General features: G+C 71.6%; 23 protein-coding genes and 1 tRNA gene. 11 read left to right on the forward strand and 13 right to left on the reverse strand.

Going from position 1 to position 23,487, the window contains the following annotated elements; translation table 11 throughout:
- Positions 1-13: 13 nt before the first annotated feature.
- From ACZ7LE_RS14740 to treY, 4 genes are read right to left on the reverse strand one after another with little or no spacing between them, the layout of a single operon-like run.
- Complete coding sequence (locus ACZ7LE_RS14740) at positions 14-550, reverse strand: hypothetical protein (protein WP_470404003.1); 537 nt, start codon at positions 548-550, stop codon at positions 14-16.
- 44 nt (positions 551-594) lie between these two features.
- The gene (locus tag ACZ7LE_RS14745; RefSeq protein ID WP_470404004.1) at positions 595-978 is read right to left on the reverse strand and encodes a hypothetical protein; all 384 of its coding nucleotides are present in this window, start codon (positions 976-978) and stop codon (positions 595-597) included.
- A 41-nt stretch (positions 979-1,019) separates the two neighbouring features.
- Positions 1,020-2,831 carry a malto-oligosyltrehalose trehalohydrolase gene (gene treZ / locus ACZ7LE_RS14750; RefSeq protein ID WP_470404005.1) on the reverse strand — a complete coding sequence of 604 codons (1,812 nt, stop codon included), beginning with the start codon at positions 2,829-2,831 and terminating at the stop codon, positions 1,020-1,022.
- Positions 2,828-5,332 (reverse strand): malto-oligosyltrehalose synthase, encoded by a 2,505-nt coding sequence (treY, locus tag ACZ7LE_RS14755; RefSeq protein WP_470404006.1) that lies wholly within the window; start codon positions 5,330-5,332, stop codon positions 2,828-2,830. The genes treZ and treY overlap by 4 nt, the downstream gene beginning before the upstream one ends.
- A 168-nt stretch (positions 5,333-5,500) precedes the next feature.
- Here treY and ACZ7LE_RS14760 point away from each other — a divergent pair, with 168 nt between their 5' ends.
- On the forward strand, positions 5,501-6,529 hold the full coding sequence (locus ACZ7LE_RS14760; protein ID WP_470404007.1) for a cation-transporting ATPase: 1,029 nt from the start codon (positions 5,501-5,503) through the stop codon (positions 6,527-6,529).
- Between the two features lie 61 nt (positions 6,530-6,590).
- Here ACZ7LE_RS14760 and ACZ7LE_RS14765 read toward each other — a convergent pair whose 3' ends face one another.
- Positions 6,591-7,574, reverse strand: a complete 984-nt coding sequence (locus ACZ7LE_RS14765; RefSeq protein ID WP_470404008.1) for a zinc-dependent alcohol dehydrogenase family protein — start codon at positions 7,572-7,574, stop codon at positions 6,591-6,593.
- Positions 7,575-7,677: 103 nt separating this feature from the next.
- Between ACZ7LE_RS14765 and ACZ7LE_RS14770 the strand changes: the two genes are divergently transcribed.
- A complete protein-coding gene (locus ACZ7LE_RS14770; protein ID WP_470404009.1) occupies positions 7,678-8,040 on the forward strand; it encodes a winged helix-turn-helix transcriptional regulator in 363 nt (120 codons plus the stop codon).
- A gap of 42 nt (positions 8,041-8,082) precedes the next feature.
- On the opposite strand, the gene ACZ7LE_RS14775 is transcribed toward ACZ7LE_RS14770, so the two are convergent.
- Positions 8,083-8,664, reverse strand: coding sequence for a TetR/AcrR family transcriptional regulator (locus ACZ7LE_RS14775; protein WP_470404010.1), 582 nt, complete (start codon positions 8,662-8,664; stop codon positions 8,083-8,085).
- An 86-nt stretch (positions 8,665-8,750) separates the two neighbouring features.
- Here ACZ7LE_RS14775 and ACZ7LE_RS14780 point away from each other — a divergent pair, with 86 nt between their 5' ends.
- Positions 8,751-9,113: a DUF4267 domain-containing protein gene (locus tag ACZ7LE_RS14780; RefSeq protein ID WP_470404011.1), complete on the forward strand. Its 363-nt coding sequence runs from the start codon at positions 8,751-8,753 to the stop codon at positions 9,111-9,113.
- A 238-nt stretch (positions 9,114-9,351) separates the two neighbouring features.
- On the opposite strand, the gene ACZ7LE_RS14785 is transcribed toward ACZ7LE_RS14780, so the two are convergent.
- From ACZ7LE_RS14785 to ACZ7LE_RS14795, 3 genes are all read right to left on the reverse strand, one after another.
- Positions 9,352-9,425 (reverse strand) — tRNA-Val (locus ACZ7LE_RS14785).
- A gap of 92 nt (positions 9,426-9,517) precedes the next feature.
- Positions 9,518-10,006 carry a peroxiredoxin gene (locus ACZ7LE_RS14790; RefSeq protein ID WP_357477790.1) on the reverse strand — a complete coding sequence of 163 codons (489 nt, stop codon included), beginning with the start codon at positions 10,004-10,006 and terminating at the stop codon, positions 9,518-9,520.
- Positions 10,007-10,012: 6 nt separating this feature from the next.
- On the reverse strand, positions 10,013-10,420 hold the full coding sequence (locus ACZ7LE_RS14795; RefSeq protein ID WP_285103975.1) for a DUF3052 domain-containing protein: 408 nt from the start codon (positions 10,418-10,420) through the stop codon (positions 10,013-10,015).
- A 435-nt stretch (positions 10,421-10,855) separates the two neighbouring features.
- On the opposite strand from ACZ7LE_RS14795, the gene aceE reads away from it, so the two are divergent.
- Positions 10,856-13,621: a pyruvate dehydrogenase (acetyl-transferring), homodimeric type gene (aceE, locus tag ACZ7LE_RS14800; protein WP_470404012.1), complete on the forward strand. Its 2,766-nt coding sequence runs from the start codon at positions 10,856-10,858 to the stop codon at positions 13,619-13,621.
- A gap of 108 nt (positions 13,622-13,729) precedes the next feature.
- Here the strand turns inward: aceE and ACZ7LE_RS14805 are convergent, their stop codons facing one another.
- Complete coding sequence (locus ACZ7LE_RS14805; protein ID WP_470404013.1) at positions 13,730-14,311, reverse strand: hypothetical protein; 582 nt, start codon at positions 14,309-14,311, stop codon at positions 13,730-13,732.
- Positions 14,312-14,512: 201 nt separating this feature from the next.
- On the opposite strand from ACZ7LE_RS14805, the gene ACZ7LE_RS14810 reads away from it, so the two are divergent.
- The 7 genes from ACZ7LE_RS14810 (at position 14,513) to ACZ7LE_RS14840 (ending at position 21,050) form a co-directional block, all read left to right on the forward strand.
- Positions 14,513-15,811, forward strand: coding sequence for a PucR family transcriptional regulator (locus tag ACZ7LE_RS14810; RefSeq protein ID WP_470404014.1), 1,299 nt, complete (start codon positions 14,513-14,515; stop codon positions 15,809-15,811).
- 129 nt (positions 15,812-15,940) lie between these two features.
- Complete coding sequence (locus ACZ7LE_RS14815) at positions 15,941-16,927, forward strand: ACP S-malonyltransferase (protein WP_470404015.1); 987 nt, start codon at positions 15,941-15,943, stop codon at positions 16,925-16,927.
- Complete coding sequence (locus ACZ7LE_RS14820) at positions 16,924-17,925, forward strand: beta-ketoacyl-ACP synthase III (RefSeq protein WP_470404016.1); 1,002 nt, start codon at positions 16,924-16,926, stop codon at positions 17,923-17,925. Before ACZ7LE_RS14815 ends, ACZ7LE_RS14820 begins: the two co-directional genes overlap by 4 nt.
- Positions 17,926-18,051: 126 nt before the next feature.
- Complete coding sequence (locus tag ACZ7LE_RS14825; RefSeq protein WP_020014121.1) at positions 18,052-18,300, forward strand: acyl carrier protein; 249 nt, start codon at positions 18,052-18,054, stop codon at positions 18,298-18,300.
- Positions 18,301-18,430: 130 nt separating this feature from the next.
- Complete coding sequence (gene fabF / locus ACZ7LE_RS14830; protein WP_470404017.1) at positions 18,431-19,675, forward strand: beta-ketoacyl-ACP synthase II; 1,245 nt, start codon at positions 18,431-18,433, stop codon at positions 19,673-19,675.
- A 114-nt stretch (positions 19,676-19,789) separates the two neighbouring features.
- The gene (gene def, locus ACZ7LE_RS14835; protein WP_470404018.1) at positions 19,790-20,275 is read left to right on the forward strand and encodes a peptide deformylase; all 486 of its coding nucleotides are present in this window, start codon (positions 19,790-19,792) and stop codon (positions 20,273-20,275) included.
- A gap of 277 nt (positions 20,276-20,552) precedes the next feature.
- Positions 20,553-21,050: a DUF3145 domain-containing protein gene (locus tag ACZ7LE_RS14840; protein ID WP_470404019.1), complete on the forward strand. Its 498-nt coding sequence runs from the start codon at positions 20,553-20,555 to the stop codon at positions 21,048-21,050.
- Here the strand turns inward: ACZ7LE_RS14840 and ACZ7LE_RS14845 are convergent.
- From ACZ7LE_RS14845 to ACZ7LE_RS14855, 3 genes are read right to left on the reverse strand one after another with little or no spacing between them, the layout of a single operon-like run.
- Positions 21,002-21,898: an HTTM domain-containing protein gene (locus tag ACZ7LE_RS14845; RefSeq protein WP_470404020.1), complete on the reverse strand. Its 897-nt coding sequence runs from the start codon at positions 21,896-21,898 to the stop codon at positions 21,002-21,004. The genes ACZ7LE_RS14840 and ACZ7LE_RS14845 overlap by 49 nt on opposite strands.
- Positions 21,895-22,764, reverse strand: a complete 870-nt coding sequence (locus ACZ7LE_RS14850; protein WP_470404021.1) for a DUF5819 family protein — start codon at positions 22,762-22,764, stop codon at positions 21,895-21,897. The genes ACZ7LE_RS14845 and ACZ7LE_RS14850 overlap by 4 nt, the downstream gene beginning before the upstream one ends.
- Positions 22,765-22,821: 57 nt before the next feature.
- Complete coding sequence (locus ACZ7LE_RS14855; RefSeq protein WP_470404022.1) at positions 22,822-23,391, reverse strand: potassium channel family protein; 570 nt, start codon at positions 23,389-23,391, stop codon at positions 22,822-22,824.
- Positions 23,392-23,487: the final 96 nt, after the last annotated feature.

Below are 23,487 nucleotides of genomic sequence, written 5' to 3' on the forward strand. Positions count from 1 at the left end.
TTCAAGGCGAACGTCATTCGTAGACACGACCGGTTTCGAGGAGTTCTCCGACCAGGCCCCAACTCCAAACGACCGGCTGCTCCCCGTCCCACAGGCCGGCGGCACCGCATTCCAGCAACGAATGGGGGTCGAAGTTGTACCAGCGATGATGAGTCTCGGACCAGACGCCGAAAAACCGCATCTCGTCCGCGAGCTGCTTGCCACGCATGCGGTGCAGCTCCGCGGCCTGGAAGCGGATGACTGCACGCGTGTATTCGAGCCCGCCGTCGGCGAAGCCATCATCCGTTGGCCAACCTGGAGGTTTCACCGATGCCAGCCAGCGTTCATCGAACTCAGGTGCCTCGGCCGTGAACGCGCTGCGGAGAAGTTCGAAGAACAAGTCCTCGCCGATGGAACGCGGGCTTCGCTGATCGATGAGGCGCCACAGCGCGAGCAGATACTGCTCGAGCTCGCGGGTCGGAAGTTCACGGATCTCGTTTCGGAGACGGTTGTAGTGCTGCCCGCCGTCGTACTCGTCATCGCGCACTTCGACAGACTCATAACCAGTCACGGCGGGAGACTACCCCGGGGAATCAATCTCCTCACGCGTCCACATCACCCGAGATGCAGGTAATCCTGGACGTCGTCGAGACCGTCCAACGCCCGGGTGTCCACGTCCACCGGATCCGCCTCGGCCCGCGCCGCCAAGGAGTGCACCAGCGCAACAGCCTCAGCGCTGAGATGTCCGAACCGCCGAGCTGTGTGTCCCAGGCACAGACCGGCCAGCCCGAGCAACGGGCTGCCGGGCACGGCCCGAGTCCCGACCTGCATGCACCAGTGCTCGACGAACTCCCGATCGTTGTCGTTCAAGGCACTTCCGACCAAGGCATCCGCCGCCTCGCCTTCAAAGGCACGGTCGCCGATCGCCCGTTCCAGCGTCTCCGCCACCTCGTCGTGCGGCAGCGCTGGAGGGTTGAAGAAAGCCCGATGTACATGCATGCCGGGAGGCTACGGAACGCCCGCGGATACGCGCGCCCCTTTTACCGCAGAACGACAACTCCCGGCCCCCGCACCGAGACGGTCACCGCCCCATCTCGACCCTCAACGACCGCGGCCTCACCCCCGAGCACCACCCCGGAGTCGAGCACCACCACCGCCGGCTCACCATCCCGCTCCACCACCACCGACACCGGTCCCTCCTCCAGTGCCAGCACCACGTCGACCCGGCCGTCGGCAACGTCAGCCCCACGCGTCATCACCACAGCCCCGTCCTGCACCCGCACCGACGTCCCGCCCACATCCCCCGACGCCACAGCCGCCTCCGCACGCCGCAGCTCCACCAACCCCCGGTACAGCTCCACCATCCGCGCCCCGCCCTCCGACGACGCCTCCGCCCAGTCCAACCGTGACGCCTCAAACGTCGACGCCGCCTGCGGATCCGGCACCACCACATTCGCCCCGTACAGCTCGACCCACCCGTGCCCGCCGAACTCCGCCGCCCGCCCGCGCGAGATCGCCGCCGCGAGCTCCGGCTCCTCGTGGTCCGAGAAGTACTGGAACGGGGTGGTCGCGCCCCACTCCTCGCCCATGAACAGCATCGGCGTGCACGGCCCGAGCAGCACCACGGCCGCGCTCACCGCGAGCGCCCCCGGCGACAGCACGCGGGAGGGCCGGTCGCCGAGCGCGCGGTTGCCCACCTGGTCGTGGTTCTGGGAGCAGACGACGAAGCGGCGCCGGTCCATGTCGTCCGGCACGGGCGCGCCCCAGGGCTTGCCGCGGAAGGTGGACCAGCCGCCGTCGTGCACGAAGACGCCGGTCAGCGCTGTGGCGAGAGTCTCCGGGGTGCCGAAGTCGGCGTAGTAGCCCTGCCGCTCGCCGGTCATCAGCGTGTGCAGCGCGTGGTGGACGTCGTCGGCCCACTGCGCCGTCATCCCGTACCCGGGCCGCCCCTGGAACGAGACTCCAGTAGGCGTGACGGTCCGCGGATCGTTGGCGTCCGACTCGGCTACCAGCGACAACGGCCGCCCCAGATCGGCAGCAAGCACAGCAACGGCGTCCGACAGCTCCGCGAGCACATGCCGCGGCGAGTCGTCCACGAGCGCGTGGACGGCGTCCAGCCGCAGCGCGTCGACGTGGAAGTCGCGGAACCACCGCAGCGCCTTGTCGACGACGAACGCCCGCACCTCGGCGGAGCCGTCGCCGTCGAGGTTCACGGCCGCGCCCCACGGCGTCTGGTGCTGGTCGGTGAAGTAAGGGCCGAACTCGCCGAGGTAGTTGCCGGAGGGGCCGAGGTGGTTGTCGACGACGTCGAGGCAGACGGCGAGCCCGCGCGCGTGCGCGGCGTCGACGAAGCGCTGGAGGGCGGCCGGGCCGCCGTACGGTTCGTGCACGGCCCACAGCGCGACGCCGTCGTACCCCCAGCCGTGCCGTCCGCCGAACGCGGCGAGCGGCATGAGCTCGACCAGGTCGACGCCGAGGTCGGCGAGGTGGTCGAGGCGCCCGACGGCCGCGTCGAGCGTGCCCTCGGGCGTGAATGTCCCGACGTGCAGCTCGTAGACGACGGCGCCGCGGACGTCGCGGCCGGGCCAGCCGCCGTCGGTCCAGGAGAACGCACGAGCGTCGAAGGTGCGCGACGGGCCGTGCACCCCGGCGGGCTGCCAGGGGCTGCGCGGGTCGGGGCGAGGGGGTCCGCCGTCGAGCGAGAAGGCGTAGTCGGTGCCGGGCGGCAGGCTGCTCGAAGCGGTCCACCACCCGCCGACGTCGGCCACCATGGGTTCCGTCGCGCCGGTCGCCGGCAGCACGAGGTCGACGCGCGACGCGAACGGCGCCCAGACCCGCAGGGGCGCGGTCATGCCGCCTCCGCCACGAGCAGCGCCACCGGCCACGGCCCCAGCAGCTCCCCGAGCCGCACGGCCCCGCCGGCGAAGACCGACCCGGTCAGCACCGAGCACCACCTCTCCCCCGAGCCCGGCTCCGACAACACCACGGAGGCGTCGGCCAACCCGGGCGAGTCACCGAGCCGCGTCGCGACGACGGCCACCCGCGGCCCGGCAGCATCGAGTCGAACGAATCCGACCGCCCGCCCCGTCGTCACGGGCAGCGGCTCGTACCCGGCGTCCTCGCCCACGAACGCCGAGGGATGCGCCCGGCGAACCCGCAACGCGGCGGCCGTCAGCACCAGCTTCTCCTCCGCCAGGCCCGACGGCGTCCGCCCGGCGTCCAACGACTCCAGGACAGCCGCAAGGCCCTCCAGATCGACGGGCCGCCGGTTGTCCGGATCCACGAGCGAGGTCCCGGTGACCTCGGTGCCCTGGTAGACGTCGGCGACGCCGGGCACCGTGAGCTGGAGCAGCTTGGTCGCGAGCACCGACCGCCGGACGGTCGGCGTCACCCGCTCGACCCAGTCGGCAAAGCCTGCGACGACCTCGGGCTGGTCGAGCAGCAAGGTCGCGTACTGCACCAGCTCCGACTCACGGGCCAGGTCCGGCGTCGTCCACGTGGTCCATGCCTTCTGCTCGCGCGACGCCTTGACCAGGTACGCGGCCAGCCGCTCGGCCTCGATCGGCCCGTCAGCGGTCCACGTCCCGGCGAGCGTCTGCCACAGCAGGTTCTCGGTCCGCCCGTCGAGGTCGGCAGGCCGTACGTCCGACGTCGATTCCCGCAGCCGCCGCACCAGTCCGATCCACGCATCGGCATGCGACGACACAGCCCCGATCCGGGACCGCACGTCCTCACCCCGCTTGCTGTCGTGCGTGGAGCCCGCGGTCATCGTCGCGGGCCACGACTCGGCCAGGTGCCGCGCGTGCTCGTGCAGCTCGTCCGGCCCGACACCGAAGCGCGATGGCGCCCCGCCCACCTCGCACAGGCTGACCTGGTGGGTCCACCGGTAGTACGCGGTGTCCTCCACGCCCTTGGCCATCACGGCGCCGCACACCTGCGGGAACCGGACGACGAACTCGGCGCGTCGCTCCTCGTCCCGCCGGCCCGCGGAACCGGCCTCGCGCCCGAGCACCAGGTCGACCACGAGGTCCAGCGTGTCGTGCCGGTCCGGGTCGAGGCGCGAGCGGGCGACGTCGGCCGCCTCCCGCACCACGCGTTCCGCCTCCGCCGGAGCCGCCTCCCCCGGCACGACGTACGCGCGGTACCGGCCGAACGCGACAACAAGCTCGACCACGCAGTCCTGCAGCGACCGGAAGGTGTGGTCGCGCAGCCGCACGTCCTCGCGGCAGATATCCGCGACCATGGTGGTCAGCAGATGGGTCTCCGCGTACAGGGAGGTCTCGACGATCTGCCGTTTGGCCTGCTCGATCACGTCGTCGAGGCTCGCCCGCTCGCCCGTCAGCTCCTGCATCAGGGCGGCGAGCGGGGCTGCGCCGTCGGGATCGACCTGGAGGCCGTGCAGCCGCCAGGCCGTGTCGTAGCCCGTGGTCCCGGCGACGGGCCAGTCGTCGGGCAGCGCCTCGCCCTCCTCCAGGATCTTCTCGGCCACGACCCACGCCCCGCCGGTCGCCTCGCGCAGCCGGCGCAGGTAGCCGCGCGGGTCGGCCAGCCCGTCGGGGTGGTCGATCCGGAAGCCGTCGATCACGCCCGCGTCGAACAGCTCGAACAGCAGCGCGTGGGTAGCCTCGAAGACGTCGGCGTCCTCCACGCGGATGCCCGCCAGAGTGCCGACGTCGAAGAAACGCCGGTAGTTGAGCTCCTCGTCGGCCACGCGCCAGTACGCGAGCCGGTAGTGCTGGCGGCCCACCAGCTCCGCGAGCGGCAGGTCCTCGGTCTCGGGCCGCACGGGAAACAGGTGGTCGTAGTACCGCAGCACGGGCTGCGCCTCGCCTTCACCGGGGCCGTCGTCGTCCCCGGGCACGACGACGTGGTCGAGCGTGAGCTCCCCCGCCGCCAGCACCGTGCCGATCCGCGCGCCGAGCACCGGCATGAGGAGCCCCTCGCCCGCGGCGATGTCGAGGTCGAACCACTTCGCGTACGGGGACTCGTGACCGTGCTTGAGCGCGGACCACAGGGCGCGGTTGTGCCAGGCCGGCGTCGGGACCGCCATATGGTTCGGGACGACGTCGACGACGACGCCCATCCCCCGCGCGTGCGCTGCCGCCGCGAGCCGTTCGAGCCCCTCCCGACCGCCCAGGACGTCGCTGATCCGCGTGTGGTCCACGACGTCGTACCCGTGCGTGGAACCCGGCGCGGCCTGCAGCACGGGCGAGAGGTAGAGGTCGGTGACGCCGAGGGTGTCGAGGTACGGGAGCGCCTTCTCGGCGTCCGCGAACGTCAGGTCGGGGCCGAGCTGCAGCCGGTAGGTGCTCACCGGGGTGCGGCGGCCGGGTCCAGGGAGATGGGAATGCACTGTGCCTCCGTCGTTCGGTGGTCGTCCGGCCGTCCCGCCTGGTCCACACAATGGCTGATCACGGGGTATATCGCCAGGCCACCGGGTGAATCTCTCATCCTGGTCTCACCTCCTTCTCATGATGGCCTGGAAGCGTGGTCCTTCCGCCCGACGGAAGGAACGGACCGCATGTCCAAGCTCACGAACATGATCGGCCTGGCCAAGAAGATGCTCGACTCGCAGAACGGGCAGCAGCAACAACAGGGCGCACCGCAGGGTGGATCCACGGGCCAACGGTCCTGGCAGTCCACGCTCCAGGACATCGCCGGGGCGGTGACCGGACGCGATCAGCAGCAGGGAGCGCCGGGTCAGGGTTACCCGGCCGGGCAGCAGCCGGGCTACCCCGGCGCGCAGCAGGGTTACCCGGCACCCCAGCAGGGCTACCCCGCCACGGCGCAGGGCCGGCCAGGCGCACCGGGAGCCACCGACGCCGACCGCCAGGCGATCGCCCGCTACGACTACCTCATGCAGACCGCCGACCCGCACCAGATCGAGCGGATCCACGCCGAGTCCTTCGCGCGGCTGACGCCCGCGCAGCGCCAGGAGGTGCTGCAGCGCATGCAGACGGAGCTCCCGCCGCACGAGCAGCCCCGCTCCGCCGACCCGGTCGAGCTGTCCCGGGCGGCCGCCCGGACCGAGGCGCGCCGGCCGGGCTCCATGAGGTCCGTGCTCGCCAAGGTCGGCACGGGCGGCGTCGTCGCGGGTGTCGCCGTGGGTGCGGTCGGCATCCTGGGCGCCGTCGCGGCCGGGGCCGTGATCAGCAGCGTCGCCGGCCCGATCCTGGAGAACGCGGCGAACCTCGGCGTCGACTTCGAGTCGCTCGCGGCGGGCGTCGACGTCGAGGGGCTGACGGCGGCGGCCGGCGAGTTCGGCACGGGCGCACTGGGCGAGGCCGCGGCCGGAGTCGAGGAGTACGGGGCCGGTGCGCTGGGCGAGGCCGCCGCCGGCGTCGAGGGCCTCGGCGCGGACGCCGTCGATCAGGCCACGGCAGGCGTCGAGGGCTTCGGGGCGGACGCCCTCGGCCAGGCGACCACGGGCGTCGAGGACCTCGCCGGCACGGCCGAGGGTGCGGTGTCCGGCGTCGGGGACCAGGTCTCGGAGGCGGGCCAGTCACTCTCCGACATTGCGGAGAAGTTCGACCCGCGCAACTTCTTCTAGAAGATCCCACCGCGACGACGGCGCCCGTGGAACACACGGGCGCCGTCGCGCCGTCCTCGACCTAGACGGTGACGACGATCTTCCCGCCGCCGCGCCGCCCGGACTCGAGGTGCCGGTGCGCGTCCGCGACGTCCGCCAGGTCGAACACCGCGTCGACGGCCGGGGCCAGGACACCGAGCCGCACACCGGCGGTCAGGAAGGCGGCCATCCGCCGCACGACCACGGGATCTGTCGTGTGCTCGAAGCCCCGGTATCGGCCGAGCACGCGGGGTCCGTCTACCGCGGACGGCGTGGGGCGCGCGTCGAGGAAGCCCGCCGGGACCAGAACGCCGCCGGACCGGGTCGCCTCGGCGAGGTCGCGCTGCCCCGGCCCCGTGACGAGGTCGAGGGTGATGTCGGCACCGGTACCGTCGGTATGGCGACGTACCGCGTCCACGAGATCCTCGCGGTCGGTGGCGACGACGGCCGCAGCGCCGGCTGCGAACAGCTCATCGACGGCCGACGTACGCCGAGTGACAGCGATGGGCACCGCGCCGATCTGGTTCGCGACCTGGATGGCCGCCCTGCCGACGGCACCGGCGGCCGCAGTGATCAGCACCCGGTCGGCAGGCCGCATCCCCGCCGTCTCGACCAGGGCACCGTACGCGGTGGAGTACCCGACCCAGACCGCCGCCGCCTCCACGATCCCGAGACCGGCCGGGCGTGCGACGACGCGGTCCGCGGGAACGGTCGTGTACTCGGCGTAGCTGCCTCGGACGTGTGCATCCGGCACGGCCGCCAGGATCACCGGATCGCCGACGGACCACGAGTCGACGCCGGCACCCACCGCGTCGATGACACCGGTGCCCTCGACACCAAGCCGTGCGTGGGGTAGCGGAGCCGTCATCGGCGGTTGGCCCGCTCGCGTCATGGCGTCGAGCGGGTTGACGGCAAAGGCCTCGATCCTGACCCGCACCTCGCCCTCTCCTGGTTCGACGGCGGGTTCGTCGACGATGCGCAGGACGTCCGGACCGCCCACCACGTCGAACACGACGACTCGTGGCATGTTTCTCTCCTTCGTTCGTTCCAGGTGCTGGTCCGGACGACGCTACGGATCGCTGAGTTACCGACTGGTACCTTCTGATGCCATGCAGGACTCCGGAGGATCCGTGTTCCTCGCCGACTGCCCCACCCGCCTGGCGGTCGAGATCATCTCCGACAAGTGGGCCGTGCTGGTGCTGTTCGGACTGAGCAGCCGTCCCCGGCGTCACGGCGAGCTCATCGAGCTCATCGGCGGCATCTCGCGCAAGGTCCTGACCCAGACGCTTCGGCGCCTGCAGGACTACGGCCTGGTGGAACGGCACGCTCCGACGCGACGGCAGGTCGAATACAGCCTGACCACGCTCGGCCGAACCCTGATCGAGCCCATCGAGGTCCTGACGGACTGGGCCAGGAATCACGGTGAAGCCGTCGCCGACTTCCACGAAGCCGCCGAGGCCGCGCGATCGGCCGCCGCGCGCACGGCAAGCTGACCCTCGCCGTGACGGCGCCCGACGGGGCGGCGCCTGGCGAGGTCAGCCGTTCCGCACCGCGAACCGCCCAAGCAGCAGCTCCAGCCGCTGGTCGTGCAACGGCAGCGGAAGACGGCCACTGCGCTCCAGCATGACCAACCCGTGCAGGCTCGCCCAGAAGGTCTCGGTGAGCACGCCCGGGTCGTCATCCCCAGCCAGCGGCTCGACCGCCGCGAGCAGCTCGCCGAACCCCTCGCGCAGGTAGGCCGGGCCGTCCTCGCTGGCGAACTGCATCTCGACGGTATGCGTGAACATCGCGTCGTAGAGCGCCGGACGCTTCCGGGCGAAGTCCGTGTACGCCGCCGCGACCGCGGCCAGCGCCTCCGGCACGCCGGCGGCAGCGGTGCGCGCGGCACGCAGCTCGGTCGCCAGCTCCCCGAACCCCTCGGCGGCCACCGCCGTCATGATGGCGTTCTTGCCCTTGAAGTGGCTGTACAGGACCGGCTGGCTGTACTCGATCTCGGCGGCGAGCCGGCGGGTCGTGACCGCGTCCCAGCCCTCTGCCTCGGCCAGCTCGCGCGCCGCCTTGACGATCAGGTCCTCACGCTGAGCCCGCTCGCGCTCGCGGCGCGTCCCTGTTGCCATGGTTCGATTCTAGCACTGCTAGGAAATCTGTCCCTGCTCTGCTAGCGTTGCTATATCACCTATCAGTGCTAGCAAGGAGACCTGACATGACCGTCGTCGCATACGCCCTGGCCGTGGTCCTCAACCTGTTCATCCTCTTCATCGGGGCGCGGTTCCTGCTCAGCCCCTTCGACGCCGCGGCCGGCTACGGCGTCCCGGCCACGCAGGACCGCGCCTACCTCGAGATCAAGGGCCTGCGGGACGCCACGTTCGGGATCGTGGGCCTGACGCTGCTCGCGTTCGCCGGGGCGCACGCCGCCGGCTGGTTCATGCTCGCCGTCGCGGTGGCGCCGCTCGGTGACACCGTGATCGTGCTGCGGCACGGCGGGCGCAAGGCGGTCGCGTTCGGGATCCACTTCGCCACGGCCGTGGTCGTGCTGATCAGCGCGGGCCTGCTGTTCGCCGTCTGATCAGCGGTCGATCTCCGTGCGCAGCGGCGTCGAACGTAGGGGTAGTCGCGCTCTGAGCGCTCAGAGTGCGACTACCCCTACGTTCGACCACCTTGGGCCACCGGCCCGCACCCCGCACGGGCAGGGCAGTGCGCAGCACACATAGTCACGCACCGAAGTCGGCGCCTCTCACACCACAGCGGTCCGGCAAGGCGACACCGTCGTCGCCGCAGGTCACGCCGCAAAAAAGAGCGGTAGGTGGGCCCGGAGGGATTCGAACCCCCGACATCCACGGTGTAAACGTGGCGCTCTAACCAACTGAGCTACGAGCCCCGGCAGCACTGCCTCGGCAGCACAACACCAGCAGCGGACAACAATACCTGCCCCGCACCCGCGACCCGGCCAGATTTTCGGCCGGGCCAGGGTCAGATCTCCTCGACCGCCCGCCGGTAGTCCTCCAGGTCACGCGCCTGTCCGCGCGGGTTGACCACGGTCCAGCGGACGATCCCGTCGGCGTCGATCAGGAACGACCCGCGTAGCGCGATGCCCGAGCCCTCGTCGAACACGCCGTAGGCCCGTGCGACGTCCCCGTGCGGCCAGAAGTCCGACAGGAGGTCGAACTGGTAGCCCTCCGCGGCCTGCCACGCCTTGAGCGTGAACACCGCGTCGGTCGAGATCACGAACAGACGCACACCGGCGGTCTCGAAGTCCTCGATGTTGTCGCGCAGCTCGCACAGCTCGCCGGTGCAGGTGCCGGAGAAGGCGAACGGCACGAAGACCACCAGCACCGGGGTGCCACGCAGGTCGGACAGCGTGGTCGGGGTGCCGTGGGTGTCAGGGAGCGTGAAGTCGGGTGCGGGGTCACCCGGCTTCAGCGCCACCGTCGCAGCGGGCGCGCCGGAGAGCTCGGTCATGACCGGCTACTTGCCCCGGCCCCGGTAGCCGAGCTTCGTGGCCGACCAGTCCTCCGCGATGGCGAAGGTGCTCGTGGTCTGCAGGCCGGCGGTGGTGGCCGCCTCCTGGATGTCACCGTGGCCCACCTCGCCGTCGCGGCCGGGCTTGGGTGTGAAGATCCAGATCAGGCCGCCGTCGTCGAGGACGGTCTGCACGTCGACCAGTGCATCGGTGAGGTCGCCGTCGTCGTCGCGCCACCAGAGGATGACGCCGTCGGTGACGTCACCGAAGTCCTCGTCCTCCAGCTCGCTGCCGATGATCTTCTCGATCTCGGCGCGGAGTGCTTCGTCGACGTCGTCTCCCCAGCCGAACTCCTGCACGACCTGGCCGGCCTCGAAGCCGAGGCGCCCCGCGCCCTGGGTGTCCGTGCTCACTTGGTTGATCGTTCCTCTCTCTGTCCGGCACGCGTGCGCCGGGTCGGTCCTTCTTCTGTCGGCCCGCCGTCGGGCCCTCCGTCGCCAAAGGTAGTGCACGCACCCCGGCCATGCCTCGCAACCAGGACGTGTGGTGTCTTTTCGATGATTCGATGCGGCCTCGGCAACGCCCTGGTCATGCACTCAGTCTCAACATTGCGATACCCGGTATCAATACTGGTGCGAACCGCCACAGACGTAACGCAGATCACGCGCTCTTGACCGCCCTATGGTGTGGACGGAGGCTGTGAGGGGACAGAATAGATAGACCACCTGTGCGTGGGCGTGCACAGCCGCAACCCCAGCTGTGGCGACGCTGCCGACGCGACGGGTCCTGACGAGGCGGCGAGGAGCGCGAACCGCGACCGCGCCGCGCGACACCGAGAGAGGTTGCTGGTGGCTTCGTTTGACGAGACCGGACCGCTGATCAACGGTCTGCTCAGCGCCGTACCTGACATCGACCCGGCCGAGACCGAGGAATGGGTCGAGTCCTTCGACGGGCTGATCGACGACAAGGGCGGACCCCGCGCCAGATACGTCATGCTCAACCTGCTGCGCCGCGCGCGGGAGCGGAACGTGAGCATCCCCGCGTCGATGGCGACGCCTTACGTGAACACCATCGGTGTGCACGAGGAGCCGTACTTCCCGGGCGATGAGGCGATGGAACGTCGCTACCGCTCGTGGATCCGCTGGAACGCGGCCGTGATGGTGACGCGCGCCCAGCGCGAGGGCCTCGGCGTCGGCGGCCACATCTCCTCGTACGCGTCCGTGGCGACGCTCTACGAGGTGGGCCTGAACCACTTCTTCCGGGGCAAGGACCACCCGGGCGGCGGCGACCAGATCTACTTCCAGGGCCACGCCTCCCCCGGCGTCTACGCCCGCGGGTTCCTCGAGGGCCGCCTCACGGCGGAGCAGCTCGACGGGTTCCGCCAGGAGAAGTCGCACGCGGGCGGCGGCCTGCCGTCGTACCCGCACCCGCGCCTCATGCAGGACTTCTGGGAGTTCCCGACCGTCAGCATGGGCCTCGGCCCGGCGTCGGCCGTGTACCAGGCCTGGACCAACAAGTACCTGCACAACCGCGGGATCAAGGACACCAGCCAGCAGGACGTCTGGGCGTTCCTCGGCGACGGCGAGATGGACGAGCCGGAGAGCCGCGGCATGATCCAGCACGCCGCGCAGCAGCAGCTGGACAACCTGACCTTCGTCGTCAACTGCAACCTGCAGCGCCTCGACGGCCCGGTGCGCGGCAACGGCAAGATCGTCCAGGAGCTGGAGGCCCAGTTCAAGGGCGCCGGCTGGAACGTCATCAAGGTCGTGTGGGGCCGCGAGTGGGACGCCCTGCTCAACGCCGACAAGGACCGCGCGCTGGTCAACCTGATGAACGTCACCCCCGACGGTGACTACCAGACGTACCGCGCGGAGTCCGGCGCGTTCATCCGCGAGCACTTCTTCGGGCGCGACCCGCGCACCAAGGCCCTCGTCGAGAACATGACGGACGAGGACATCTGGAACATGAAGCGCGGCGGCCACGACTACCGCAAGCTGTACGCGGCCTACTCGGCGGCGCGCGCCCACACGGGCCAGCCGACCATCATCCTGGCGCACACCGTCAAGGGCTACGGCCTGGGTGCCGGCTTCGCCGGCCGCAACGCGACGCACCAGATGAAGAAGCTCAAGGGCGACGACCTCAAGACGCTGCGCGACTCCCTGCGCATCCCGATCTCGGACGCCGAGCTCGAGGCCGACCCGTACCTGCCGCCGTACTACCACCCGGGCCCCGACGCGCCGGAGATCCAGTACATGCTGGAGCGCCGCCGTCAGCTCGGTGGTTTCGTCCCCGAGCGTCGGACGACGGCGAAGACCACGCTGACGCTGCCCGAGGACAAGACCTACGAGCTGCTGAAGAAGGGCTCCGGCACGCAGCAGGTCGCCACGACCATGTCGTTCGTGCGGCTGCTCAAGGACCTCTTCAAGGCCAAGGACTTCGGCGACCGCATCGTGCCGATCATCCCGGACGAGGCCCGCACCTTCGGCCTCGACTCGATCTTCCCGAGCGCCAAGATCTTCAACACGCTCGGCCAGAACTACCTCGCCGTGGACCGCGAGCTCATGCTGAGCTACAAGGAGTCCGAGTCCGGCAAGATCATGCACACCGGCATCAACGAGGCCGGCTCCGCCGCCGCGTTCCAGTCGGTCGGCACGTCGTACGCCACGCACGGCGAGCCGATGATCCCCGTCTACATCTTCTACTCGATGTTCGGCTTCCAGCGCACGGGCGACCAGTTCTGGGCGGCCGGCGACCAGCTCACGCGCGGCTTCATCATCGGCGCCACCGCGGGCCGCACCACCCTGACGGGTGAGGGCCTGCAGCACGCCGACGGCCACAGCCCGCTCATCGCCGGCACCAACACCGCAATCGTGCAGTACGACCCGGCCTACGGGTACGAGATCCGGCACATCGTGCGCGACGGCATCGAGCGCATGTACGGCCCGGGCGAGAACGGCCACACGGCCGACGGTCGCGCGCAGGACGTCATGTACTACCTCACGGTGTACAACGAGCCGATGATCCAGCCGGCCGAGCCGGAGGACGTCGACGTCGAGGGCATCAAGCGCGGCATCCACCGGATCTCGGTGTCCGACGCCGAGGGTCCCAAGGCCCAGCTCCTCGCCTCCGGCGTGGGCGTGCCGTGGGCGCTGGAGGCGCAGCAGCTCCTCAAGGAGGACTGGGGCGTCTCGGCCGACGTCTGGTCGGTGACGAGCTGGAACGAGCTGCGTCGCGACGCCCTCGCGGCCGAGCACGACGCCCTGGTCGACCCGTCGGCACCGCTGCGCACGCCGTACGTCACGGAGAAGCTGTCCGGCGCCCAGGGGCCGTTCGTCGCCACCAGCGACTACGACCACCTGGTCCCCGACCAGATCCGCGCGTGGGTCCCCGGCGACTACGCGGTGCTCGGTGCGGACGGCTTCGGCTTCTCCGACACCCGCGCGGCCGCACGGCGCTACTTCCTCATCGACGGCCCGTCGATGGTGGTCAAGACGCTGCAGGTCCTCGCCCGCCGCGGTGAGGTCCCGGCCGACGTCGTGAGCAAGGCCGTCGAGAAGTACAGCCTGCTCGACGTCACCGCCGGCACGTCCGGCAACGCGGGCGGTGACAGCTGACCCTCGGGTAGCAGAAGAGCTGCGGCGCACCGGTTCTCCGGTGCGCCGCAGCTTTTCTTGTCCCGAGCGAGTTCCGGGCGATCCGGGCGCGTTCCGCGCGGCCGCCCGCTACCCCTTCTCGGCCTCCGCGATCGCCTTCGCCAGCTCGGCCTGCAACGGCTTGACCGCCTTGGTGTCCGGGTGCAGGTCCAGGGCGCGCAGGTGCTGCTTCGCCTCGAACACGCGGTCGGCCTCCAGCGCCGCCAGCACGAGGTGCTTGCCGACGACGGGCGAGTGCTCCCGCACCCGCCAGTGCCCCACCCCGAGCCCCAGGGCCTCGACCGGCATCCCGTTGTCGCGCAGGATCGCCAGGCCCTCGGCCAGGGCGTTGCCGTCCGGGTCGCGCTCGGCGGCGGTGATGAAGCGGCGGACGGCGCCCTCCGGGTCGTCGGCCAGCGACAGCCGGCCCAGCTCGATCAGCGGGTACCAGCCGCGCGGGTGCCCGGCCAGCTCCTCGGCCAGGGCCCAGACGGCGAGGTCGGCGTCGTGCTGCTTCGACTCAGGGATCTCCTCCGAGTAGTCCCGCAGCGGGTCCTCCAGCGTCGGGTCCTCGGCGGCCCGCCGGCGGACGATCTCCGCCAGGGCGGCGAACGCCTCCTCGTTGTTGGGATCGTCGGTCAGCTGCGCTCGTAGCGCGTCCTCGTGTCCCACGTCACCGCGTCGGGGTGCCGACGGTGACGGCCGGCGGGCCCCGACCGTGGACGCAGACAAGGGCCGACGGATGAGGCGACGGAGCCGGTGCATCAGGGCCATGCCTCGACCCTACAGTTTCTCACCCTCCGACACTGGGGTAGCGCTGTCGCGAAAGTCCGTTTGTGGACTCCCCACAACTCGGGCTCGTATGCTGCCGGGGTGCCAGCAACGCGACGGGCCGCTCGAGGCAGCGCCCAGAAGACCGACCGGGAGGCCGGGCAGGCGACCGACCGCAGCGCCGACCAGGACGCCGGTCAGGCACCCGGGACCGGCGTCGAGGGCACCCCGGAGCCCGACGCCGGACTGGACCCGGCGGGCTTCCCGATGAACCTCCAGCGCGTCCGCGAGGCCAGCGGGGTGCTCACGGCGGCCGCGATGCGCCGCCTCGACGAGGACCTCAACTGGTACCGCGACCTTCCCGCCGAGGACCGGTCGTACGTGGGCCTCGTCGCCCAGGCCGGCATCAATGCGTTCACGTCCTGGTTCACGGACCCCGACCGGCCGCCGCACGGCGTCAGCGAGATCTTCGCCGCGGCGCCCACCGAGCTGACCCGCTCCATCTCCCTGCAGCACACGCTGCAGCTCGTGCGGGTGGTGGTCGACGTCGTCGAGACGCACTCCGACCGGATCGCCGCCCCCGGCGGCGAGCGCGACCTGCGCGAGGCCGTGCTGCGCTACTCCCGCGAGGTCGCGTTCTCCGCGGCCGAGGTCTACGCCCGCGCCGCCGAGTGGCGCGGCGCCTGGGACGCCCGCCTGGAGGCGCTCGTGGTCGACGCCCTGGTGCGCGGCGACGGCGACGACTCCCTGCGGTCCCGCATCTCGGCCCTCGGCTGGAGCGGCCGCGGCAACGCGCTCGTGGTCGTGGGCCTCGCGACCGAGGAGCTCGACGAGATCCGCACCGCCGAGATCCGCCGCGTGGCCCGCCGCGCCGCGGGCGACGCCCTCGTCGGGATCCACGGCGACCGGCTCGTGCTCGTGCTCGGCGGCGAGGGCGACCTCGTGGCCGCCGCGACGGCGCTGATGTCGCGGTTCGGCAGGGGGCCGGTGGTGATCGGCACGCAGGTGCCCAGCCTGACCGACGCCCCGCGCTCGGCCCGCTCGGCGCTCGCCGGCCTCACGGCCGCGCCCGCGTGGCCGCAGGCGCCCCGCCCGGTCATGGCGGACGACCTGCTGCCCGAGCGTGTGCTGACCGGCGACTACACGGCCCGTGCCACGCTCATCGCCCAGGCGTTCACCCCGCTGCAGGACGCCGGCGGCGCCGTGCTGGAGACCCTGTCGGCCTACCTCGGCACGGGCCGCTCGCTGGAGGCCGCCGCCCGCCATCTGTACGTTCACCCCAACACGGTGCGCTACCGCCTGCGCAAGGTCTCCGAGATCACCGGCTGGGACCCGCTCGACGCCCGCGAGTCGTTCGTGCTGCAGGTGGCGCTGGCGCTGGGGCAGCTCGGCCGGGGCTGAGCCCGCCGAGACGTACGTCACTAACCTGCGCCCGAGATGAGCGCCTTGTAGGTTCCCGACAAGGGCCCCCGACCAGGTTGGTACAGGTCGCGACGTCCCGGGAGCGGCTCGGGTTGGCAGAGTGGACGCGTGCTCGCCGTCGTCTGCCCTGGACAGGGCTCTCAGACCCCCGGGATGCTCAGCGACTGGCTCGAGCTGCCCGGTACCGAACAACGCCTTGCGGCGGCCTCCGAGGCCGCCGGCCTGGACCTCGTGGCCCACGGCACGACGTCGGACGCGGACACGATCCGCGACACCGCCGTGGCCCAGCCGCTGATCGTCACCACCTCCCTGCTCGCGCTGCGCGCCCTGCTGGACGGCCGCACCGCCGCGGACGTCGTGGACGTCACCGCCGGCCACTCGGTCGGCGAGCTGTCGGCCGCCGCGGTGGCGGGCGCCCTGACCGACGACGGCGCGGCCGGCCTGGTCGCGCGCCGCGCCCGGGCGATGGCCACGGCCGCGGCGGCGGCGCCGTCGGGCATGAGCGCCGTCGTGGGCGGCGACCCGGACGAGGTGCTCGCCGCGATCGAGGCCGCGGGCCTGTGGCCCGCCAACGTGAACGGCGCCGGCCAGACCGTCGCGGCCGGCGCGCTGGAGAACCTCGCCAAGCTCGCGGAGAACCCGCCGACCCGCGCCCGCGTGATCCCGCTGCAGGTGGCCGGCGCGTTCCACACGCCGTTCATGGACGCGGCGCGCGCGGAGTTCGAGCCCGTCGCCCTCGGCTGGGACGCCGCCGACCCGACGCTGCCCTTCCTCGCCGACCTGGACGGGACCGCCTACACCGGCGGCGCCCACGGTCACGGGACCGGCGCCGACGTGCTGCGCAACATCGCGGGCCAGGTCACGGCCCCGGTGCGCTGGGACCTCATCATGACGAACCTCGCCGAGCGCGGTGTCACGGGCCTGCTGGAGCTCGCCCCCGGCGGCGTCCTGACGGGCCTGGCCAAGCGCGGCCTCAAGGGTGTCGAGACGGTGGCGGTCAAGTCGCCCGCCGACCTCGACGCGGCCCGCGAGCTCATCGCAGCACACAGCAACGCCCTTTCCAGCGGCACGAGCGCGACCGGAGCAGCCCAGTGACCACCCTGCAGCAGGCCCAGCCCACGCAGTTCTCGAAGATCCTCGCGATCGGCGCGGAGCGCGGCGAGCTCGTCGTGACGAACGACGACATCGCGGGCCCCATCGACTCCTCGGACGAGTGGATCCGCCAGCGCACCGGCATCGTCACGCGCCGTCGGGCGGGCGCCGACAAGGACGTGCTCGACCTGGCCGAGGCCGCCTCGAGGAAGGCGCTGGAGGCCGCGGGCCTGGTCGGCGCCGACATCGACGCGATCATCCTGTCGACGATCACGCACATGCACATGACGCCGTCGGCCGCCGCGATCCTGGCCGACCGCATCGGCGCGACGCCCGCGGCCGCCTACGACGTGTCGGCGGCCTGCGCCGGCTACGCGTACGGCATCGGCCAGGCGGACGCCCTGGTGCGGTCCGGGCTCGCCCGCCACGTGCTGGTGATCGGCGCCGAGAAGCTCAGCGAGATCATCGACCCGACCGACCGTTCCATCTCCTTCCTGCTCGGCGACGGCGCGGGTGCCGCGATCGTCGGCCCGTCGGACACGCCGGGCATCGGCCCGACCGTGTGGGGCTCGGACGGTTCCAAGTCCACCGCGATCCGGCAGACGCACTCGTGGACCGAGCTGCGCGAGGACCCGTCGCTCGGCTGGCCGACCCTGCGCCAGGACGGCCCCACGGTGTTCAAGTGGGCGAGCTTCCAGATGGCACCCATCGCCGAGAAGGCCATGGCCGAGGCCGGCGTGACGGCCGAGGACATCCAGGTCTTCATCCCGCACCAGGCCAACATGCGGATCATCGACCAGATGAAGAAGCAGCTCGGCCTGCCCGACAGCGTGGTGATCGCGCGCGACATCGCCGAGACCGGCAACACGTCCGCGGCGTCGATCCCGCTGGCCGCCGAGCGGCTGCTGTCCGAGGGCCAGGCCACGTCCGGCGACCTCGCCCTCCAGATCGGCTTCGGCGCGGGCCTCGTCTACGCCGCACAGGTCGTGGTGCTGCCGTAGGCAGGGTGCAACCGGGTCGCAGGACGGCCCGTTGTGCATTCAGGTCGCAGGATGCGCCAAGATCTGACCAGCAAGACTCCGGTGCCCGACGGCGCCGGTGACCGTCAACGAAAGATAGGAAGTCCCATGGCCAACACGGACCAGGAGATCCTCGAGGGCCTCGCCGAGATCGTCGCCGAGGAGACGGGCCTCGACACGGCCGACGTCCTGCTCGAGAAGTCCTTCACGGACGACCTCGACATCGACTCCCTGTCGATGATGACCATCGTCACGCACGCCGAGGACAAGTTCGGGGTTCGCATCCCGGACGAGGAGGTCAAGAACCTCGCGACCGTCGGCGACGCCGTGAGCTTCATCAAGGGCGCCCAGGACTGAGCCGCCCCCCGACGGCGGCGGCGCGGCCGGCTGAGATCCACCGGCCCGCGCCGCCGTCGGGCACCCGCTGCCCACAGGCAACACACCGAGCACCTGCCCCCTTCGTCCCACCACCCTCGGGAGCATCATCATGACCTCCGCACGCGAAGTCGTCGTCACGGGCCTCGGCGCCACCACCCCGATCGGCGGTGACGTGGCCTCCACGTGGGAGGCCGCGCTCGCCGGCGTGTCCGGTGCGCGCACCCTGGAGAACGACTGGGCCGAGAAGTACGGGATCCCCGTGACCTTCGCCGCCACCATCAAGGTGGACCCGGCCGAGGTCCTGTCCCGCCCCGAGACCAAGCGCATGGACCCGTCCGCGCAGTACGCGATCGTCGCGACCCGCGAGGCCTGGGCCGACGCGGGCAGCCCCGAGGTCCCGGGCGAGCGGCTCGGCGCCGTGGTCTCCTCGGGCATCGGCGGCATCCAGACCATCCTGGACGGCTGGGACACGCTGCGTGAGCGCGGCGCCCGGCGCATGCTGCCCATGACCGTCCCCATGCTCATGCCGAACTCGCCGTCGGCCTACGTGTCGCTCGAGCTCGGCGCCCGCGCCGGCACGCACGCGCTGGTCTCGGCCTGCGCCTCGGGCGCGGAGGCCGTGGGCTACGCCGTGGAGATGATCCGCTCCGGCCGCGCCGACGTCGTCGTCGCCGGCGGCACCGAGGCGTCGATCCACCCGATGCCGCTGGGCGCGTTCGCGGCGTCGCGCACGCTCTCGCTGCGCAACGACGACCCGCAGCACGCCTCCCGGCCGTACGACGTCGACCGCGACGGCTTCGTGCTCGGCGAGGGCGCGGCCGTGCTGGTGCTGGAGAGCGCGGAGCACGCCGCCGCCCGCGGCGCCCGCGTCTACGCCAAGATCGGCGGCGTGGGCCTGTCGTCCGACGCGTACCACATCACCTCCCCCGACCCCGAGGGCACGGGCCAGGTGACGGCCATGCGCTTCGCGATGGAGGACGCCGGCGTGACGGCCTCCGACGTCGTGCACGTCAACGCCCACGCCACCTCCACCAAGGTGGGCGACCTCACCGAGACGGCCTCGATCCGCAAGCTCTTCGGGTCGGACGCCGACCACGTGCAGCTCTCGGCGACCAAGTCGATGACCGGCCACCTGCTGGGCGGCGCCGGCGCCATCGAGTCCGTGTTCGCGATCAAGGCGGTCGCGGAGCGGCTCGCCCCGCCCACGATCAACGTGGAGAACCCCGACCCCGAGCTGCAGGTGCCGCTCGTGCGCAACGAGCCGGCCAAGCTGCCGGGCGGCGACATCGCCGCGATCAACAACTCGTTCGGGTTCGGCGGGCACAACGTCGCCCTGGTGATCCAGAACGCCTGAGCCGACACCGTCGGCCCCGTGTCAGACGCTCAGGTCACCCCGGTGACCTGAGCGTCTGACATGTCCGGGGTGTGCCGACGGCGTCCCTCGGTCCTGACATGGGAGAATGTGCACATGGCAATGCGTGAGATCCGACTGGTTCCCGACCCCGTGCTGCGCACCCCGTGCGACACCGTGACGACGATCGACGACCGCGTACGCGGGCTGATCGCCGACCTGGTCGAGACCGTGGACGACGAGGGGCGCGCCGGGTTGGCCGCCAACCAGATCGGTGTCTCGCTGCGCGCGTTCTCCTGGAACATCGAGGGCGAGATCGGCTACGTGATCAACCCGCGCATCGTCGAGCTGGGTGAGGAGCTGCAGGACGGCGGCGAGGGCTGCCTGTCCGTCCCCGGGCTCTGGTACCCCACCGTGCGCGCCAACTACGCGCGGGTCGAGGGCATCGACCTGGACGGCGAGCCGGTCACGGTCGAGGGCACCGGGATCATGGCGCGATGCCTCCAGCACGAGACCGATCACCTCGACGGCATGGTCTACCTGGACCGGCTCCAGAAGGAGACCCGACGGGCCGCGATGCGGGAGCTTCGCGCGCGCCTGTGAGGGACTTCGGCTTCATTTCGTACAAAACACGCATGTGGGATGAATCATCAGGAGATTCGTCCGGGCTCTAGTGGCGGTACGTCCTTTTAGGCAAGAATGTGCCGCACGAACTCGTCGTACGAAGTGATTCTTTCGGCGACATGCGCGTCGTTTCGCCTCGCATGTCTCCGATGGATCGGGCAGGATGTGGTCCGAAGCACCGCTGTGCAGCCGACCACAGCGTCACCGCCCTGGTGAGGACGTAGGGGAAGACGTACCTCGATCCAGGGAGGAAGACATGGCCGGTGTCATCACGCGGGGTGTGCTTTTCGTGCATTCCGCACCTCGTGCCCTGTGCCCCCACATCGAGTGGGCCGCGGGGAACGTCCTTGGCGTGCGCGTTTCCATGGACTGGACCGCGCAGCCTGCTGGGCGCGGCCTGTACCGCGCCGAGTACTCGTGGCAGGGTCCGCAGGGCACGGGCGCCAAGCTGGCGTCCGCCCTGCGCGGGTGGTCCCACCTGCGGTACGAGGTCACCGAGGACGCGAGCAACGGCGCCGACGGCGCCCGCTGGTCCCACACCCCGGACCTCGGCATCTTCCACGCCATGACCGACGTGCACGGCAACGTCGTGGTGCCGGAGGACCGGGTCCGCGCCGCGCTGGAGCTCGCCGACCCGCGCGCCATGCGGGACGCTCTCGACCTCGCCCTGGGCGCCGCCTGGGACGACGAGCTCGAGCCGTTCCGCTACGCCGGCCTGGGCGCGCCGGTCCGCTGGCTCCACCAGGTCGGCTGACCCGATCGGCGGGCGACCGCGTCATCCGTGAGGAAGAGGCAGTCGCCCGCCATCATGAAGAGGGAGAAGAACGGCAGGCCCATGACGACGGCGATGGCCGCGTGCATGAGGAGCGCCCCGCCGACGCCGACCACGCGCAGGTGCCGCTGCAGCAGCAGGAGCGGGAACGTGAGCTGCAGCGCGAGCGTCCCCCATGTCACGGCAGCCACGAGCCAGCCGTTGCCGGCGATCAGGTCGGCCAGCCCCGGCCACGGCCGGAACTGCGGCAGCGAGAGCGGGTAGTACACCGCCGACCCGTCGCGCCACTGCTCCCCCTGGAGCTTGAACAGCCCGGACAGCACGTACACCAGGGAGATCTGCGCGCCCACCGCCAGCACGGCCGCGTTGTGCAGCAGGTTGAGTACCGGACCACCCGTTCCGTTCCCCTGCCGTCGGGCGTCGAGCGACCAACGGGCCGACGTGTCCGCGAAGCAGAGGTACACCAGCAGGATCCGGGCGATGTTGTCGCCCTGGTCGGCGATCAGCGGGTTGATCGCGGTCAGACCCGACCAGCCGACGAGCAGCAACGGCACCGTCCAGCGGGCGCGCCAGCCGGCCGCGACCAGCACGGCGATCAGGAGCAGCGCGACGAGGCCCGCCGTGAGCAGCGGGCCGCCGGCCAGGGCGTGCCCGCCGAGCGGCGTGATCCACCGGGCGCCGGTGCCCCACAGCGCCTGGCGCGCCGGGAAGTTCACCACGACGTACCCGGCGACGCCCACACCCAGGACGATGCGCATCAGGGCGACCCCGAAGGTCGCGTGACGCCGCTCGGTCATCCAGCGGACGCCGGCGTCGAGCAGCCGGGTCACGAGGTGCCCCGCAGCGCTTCCCAGGTCGCGCGGAACGCGGCGTCGTCCTGACCGGGAACGACGAGCGGCGGGCGGGCACCGAGCGGGAGCTCGGTCGGTGCGGGACGTTCGCCGCTCCCCTGCGGCGCGACGGCCTGACGCAGCACGCTCACCTGGACGTACGCGGGCTCGGCGCGGTCGGCGGAGGCTCGCAGCACCTGCGTCGCGTACGCGACGGCGGCCCGGTCCAGGCCGAGGTAGTGGTCGACGACGTCGGGCGCGCCCCCGAGGTCGAGCAGTGCGGCGCGGAGGTCGGGCCAGGGACCGACGTCGCCGCCGACGCGGTTGTCCACGGCAGGCCGAACGGGTCCCTTGACCGGCGAGACCAGCAGCACCTCGCGTCCCCGGTCCGGCAGCGCGAGGTAAGCGGCGTACAACTCGGAGGCCAGCCGGCGCGACGGGCGCTCGGTCGCCGCCGGGAGCACGTGCCCCGTCAGCGCGCGGACCTCGACGGCCGTGGCGTCGACCCAGCGCCCGGGGACGAGGTCGCCGTCGGGCCCGCTCGCGTACACACCCCGCACGCGCAGGGAGTACTCGACGTGCAGGGGCGTGGGCGCGAAGACCGACCAGTTCTGCGCGAACACGGGCGTCATGTAGAGCTCGAGGGCGCGGTGCACGGCCCTCGTCGGCGCGTCGCCGGTGGACTCCCCCGCGGGCCGCCCGGTCAGATAGCCCGGGGCTGCCCAGACGAACGTGGCGGCGAGGTGTGCGAGCAGCACCACCCAGACCAGGATCACGAGCCCGCGAACCCGCGCCGGGACGGCCGGGGCCACCGGCTGCTCTGCCGGGCGGGGGCGGGCAAGAGGTTCGCCCGGGGTGGTGCTCACCGCGCACAGGGTGCCAGAGGCACCGCGCCCGTAGCCAGTTCGTCGGACACGTCGGGGTCAGGCCCCGCCCGACCGCCCCCGCTGCACCGCGCCGAGGAGCACCCGGATCCCCAGGCCGAGGATGACGAGGTCGAGCAGGATCTGCCCGGAGACGAGCAGCCGGACGGCGTCCGTCCGCGCCACGATGTCGCCGAACCCCACGGTCGCGAACGTCGAGATCGTGAAGTACAGGGCGTCGGTCCGGCTGAGGGTCTCGGTGAACGTCGCCGGCTCGTGGTCGCTGAGCGTGAAGTAGGTCGAGGAGAACAGGAGCAGGAAGAACGGGACCAGCGTCGCGAGGGCCTGGACCGCGCGCATACCCGGGAACCGGGACCGGACGATGGCGCGGATCTCCCAGTACGACATCGCCCCGAGCACGGCGAGGCCGACAGCCAGGACCAGCGCCAGCGACGGTACCGAGAACCGGTCGAGCGGCAGCAGGTAGTAGAGCGCCACCAGGAGCGCCGACGTCGCGAACGCCCGCAGCAGGCCCAGGGCGATCAGGGTCCGGCGGCGCCGCTTGGGCAGGGACCGCACGTCATGGTTCGCGGCGAGGCCGCCGTCCTGCTGCGGTTCACGTTCGTCCACGTCGGTCACCTCCCGCATCTGGACTCCACTGTGGCCCCGGACGCCGAAGGCGGCCACCGCGACCCGGACTACCGGGATCACGACGGCCGCCGCAGC

The sequence above is a fragment of the Promicromonospora sp. NPDC110617 genome (genome assembly GCF_055598465.1).

Coding starts and splice junctions, on each gene's coding strand:
- ACZ7LE_RS14745 (WP_470404004.1), bottom strand. CDS start 978: ATGCATGTACATCGGGCTTTCTTCAACCCTCCAGCGCTGCCGCACGAC.
- treZ (WP_470404005.1), bottom strand. CDS start 2,831: ATGACCGCGCCCCTGCGGGTCTGGGCGCCGTTCGCGTCGCGCGTCGAC.
- ACZ7LE_RS14760 (WP_470404007.1), top strand. CDS start 5,501: ATGTCCAAGCTCACGAACATGATCGGCCTGGCCAAGAAGATGCTCGAC.
- ACZ7LE_RS14765 (WP_470404008.1), bottom strand. CDS start 7,574: ATGCCACGAGTCGTCGTGTTCGACGTGGTGGGCGGTCCGGACGTCCTG.
- ACZ7LE_RS14775 (WP_470404010.1), bottom strand. CDS start 8,664: ATGGCAACAGGGACGCGCCGCGAGCGCGAGCGGGCTCAGCGTGAGGAC.
- ACZ7LE_RS14780 (WP_470404011.1), top strand. CDS start 8,751: ATGACCGTCGTCGCATACGCCCTGGCCGTGGTCCTCAACCTGTTCATC.
- ACZ7LE_RS14790 (WP_357477790.1), bottom strand. CDS start 10,006: ATGACCGAGCTCTCCGGCGCGCCCGCTGCGACGGTGGCGCTGAAGCCG.
- ACZ7LE_RS14825 (WP_020014121.1), top strand. CDS start 18,052: ATGGCCAACACGGACCAGGAGATCCTCGAGGGCCTCGCCGAGATCGTC.
- fabF (WP_470404017.1), top strand. CDS start 18,431: ATGACCTCCGCACGCGAAGTCGTCGTCACGGGCCTCGGCGCCACCACC.
- def (WP_470404018.1), top strand. CDS start 19,790: ATGGCAATGCGTGAGATCCGACTGGTTCCCGACCCCGTGCTGCGCACC.
- ACZ7LE_RS14840 (WP_470404019.1), top strand. CDS start 20,553: ATGGCCGGTGTCATCACGCGGGGTGTGCTTTTCGTGCATTCCGCACCT.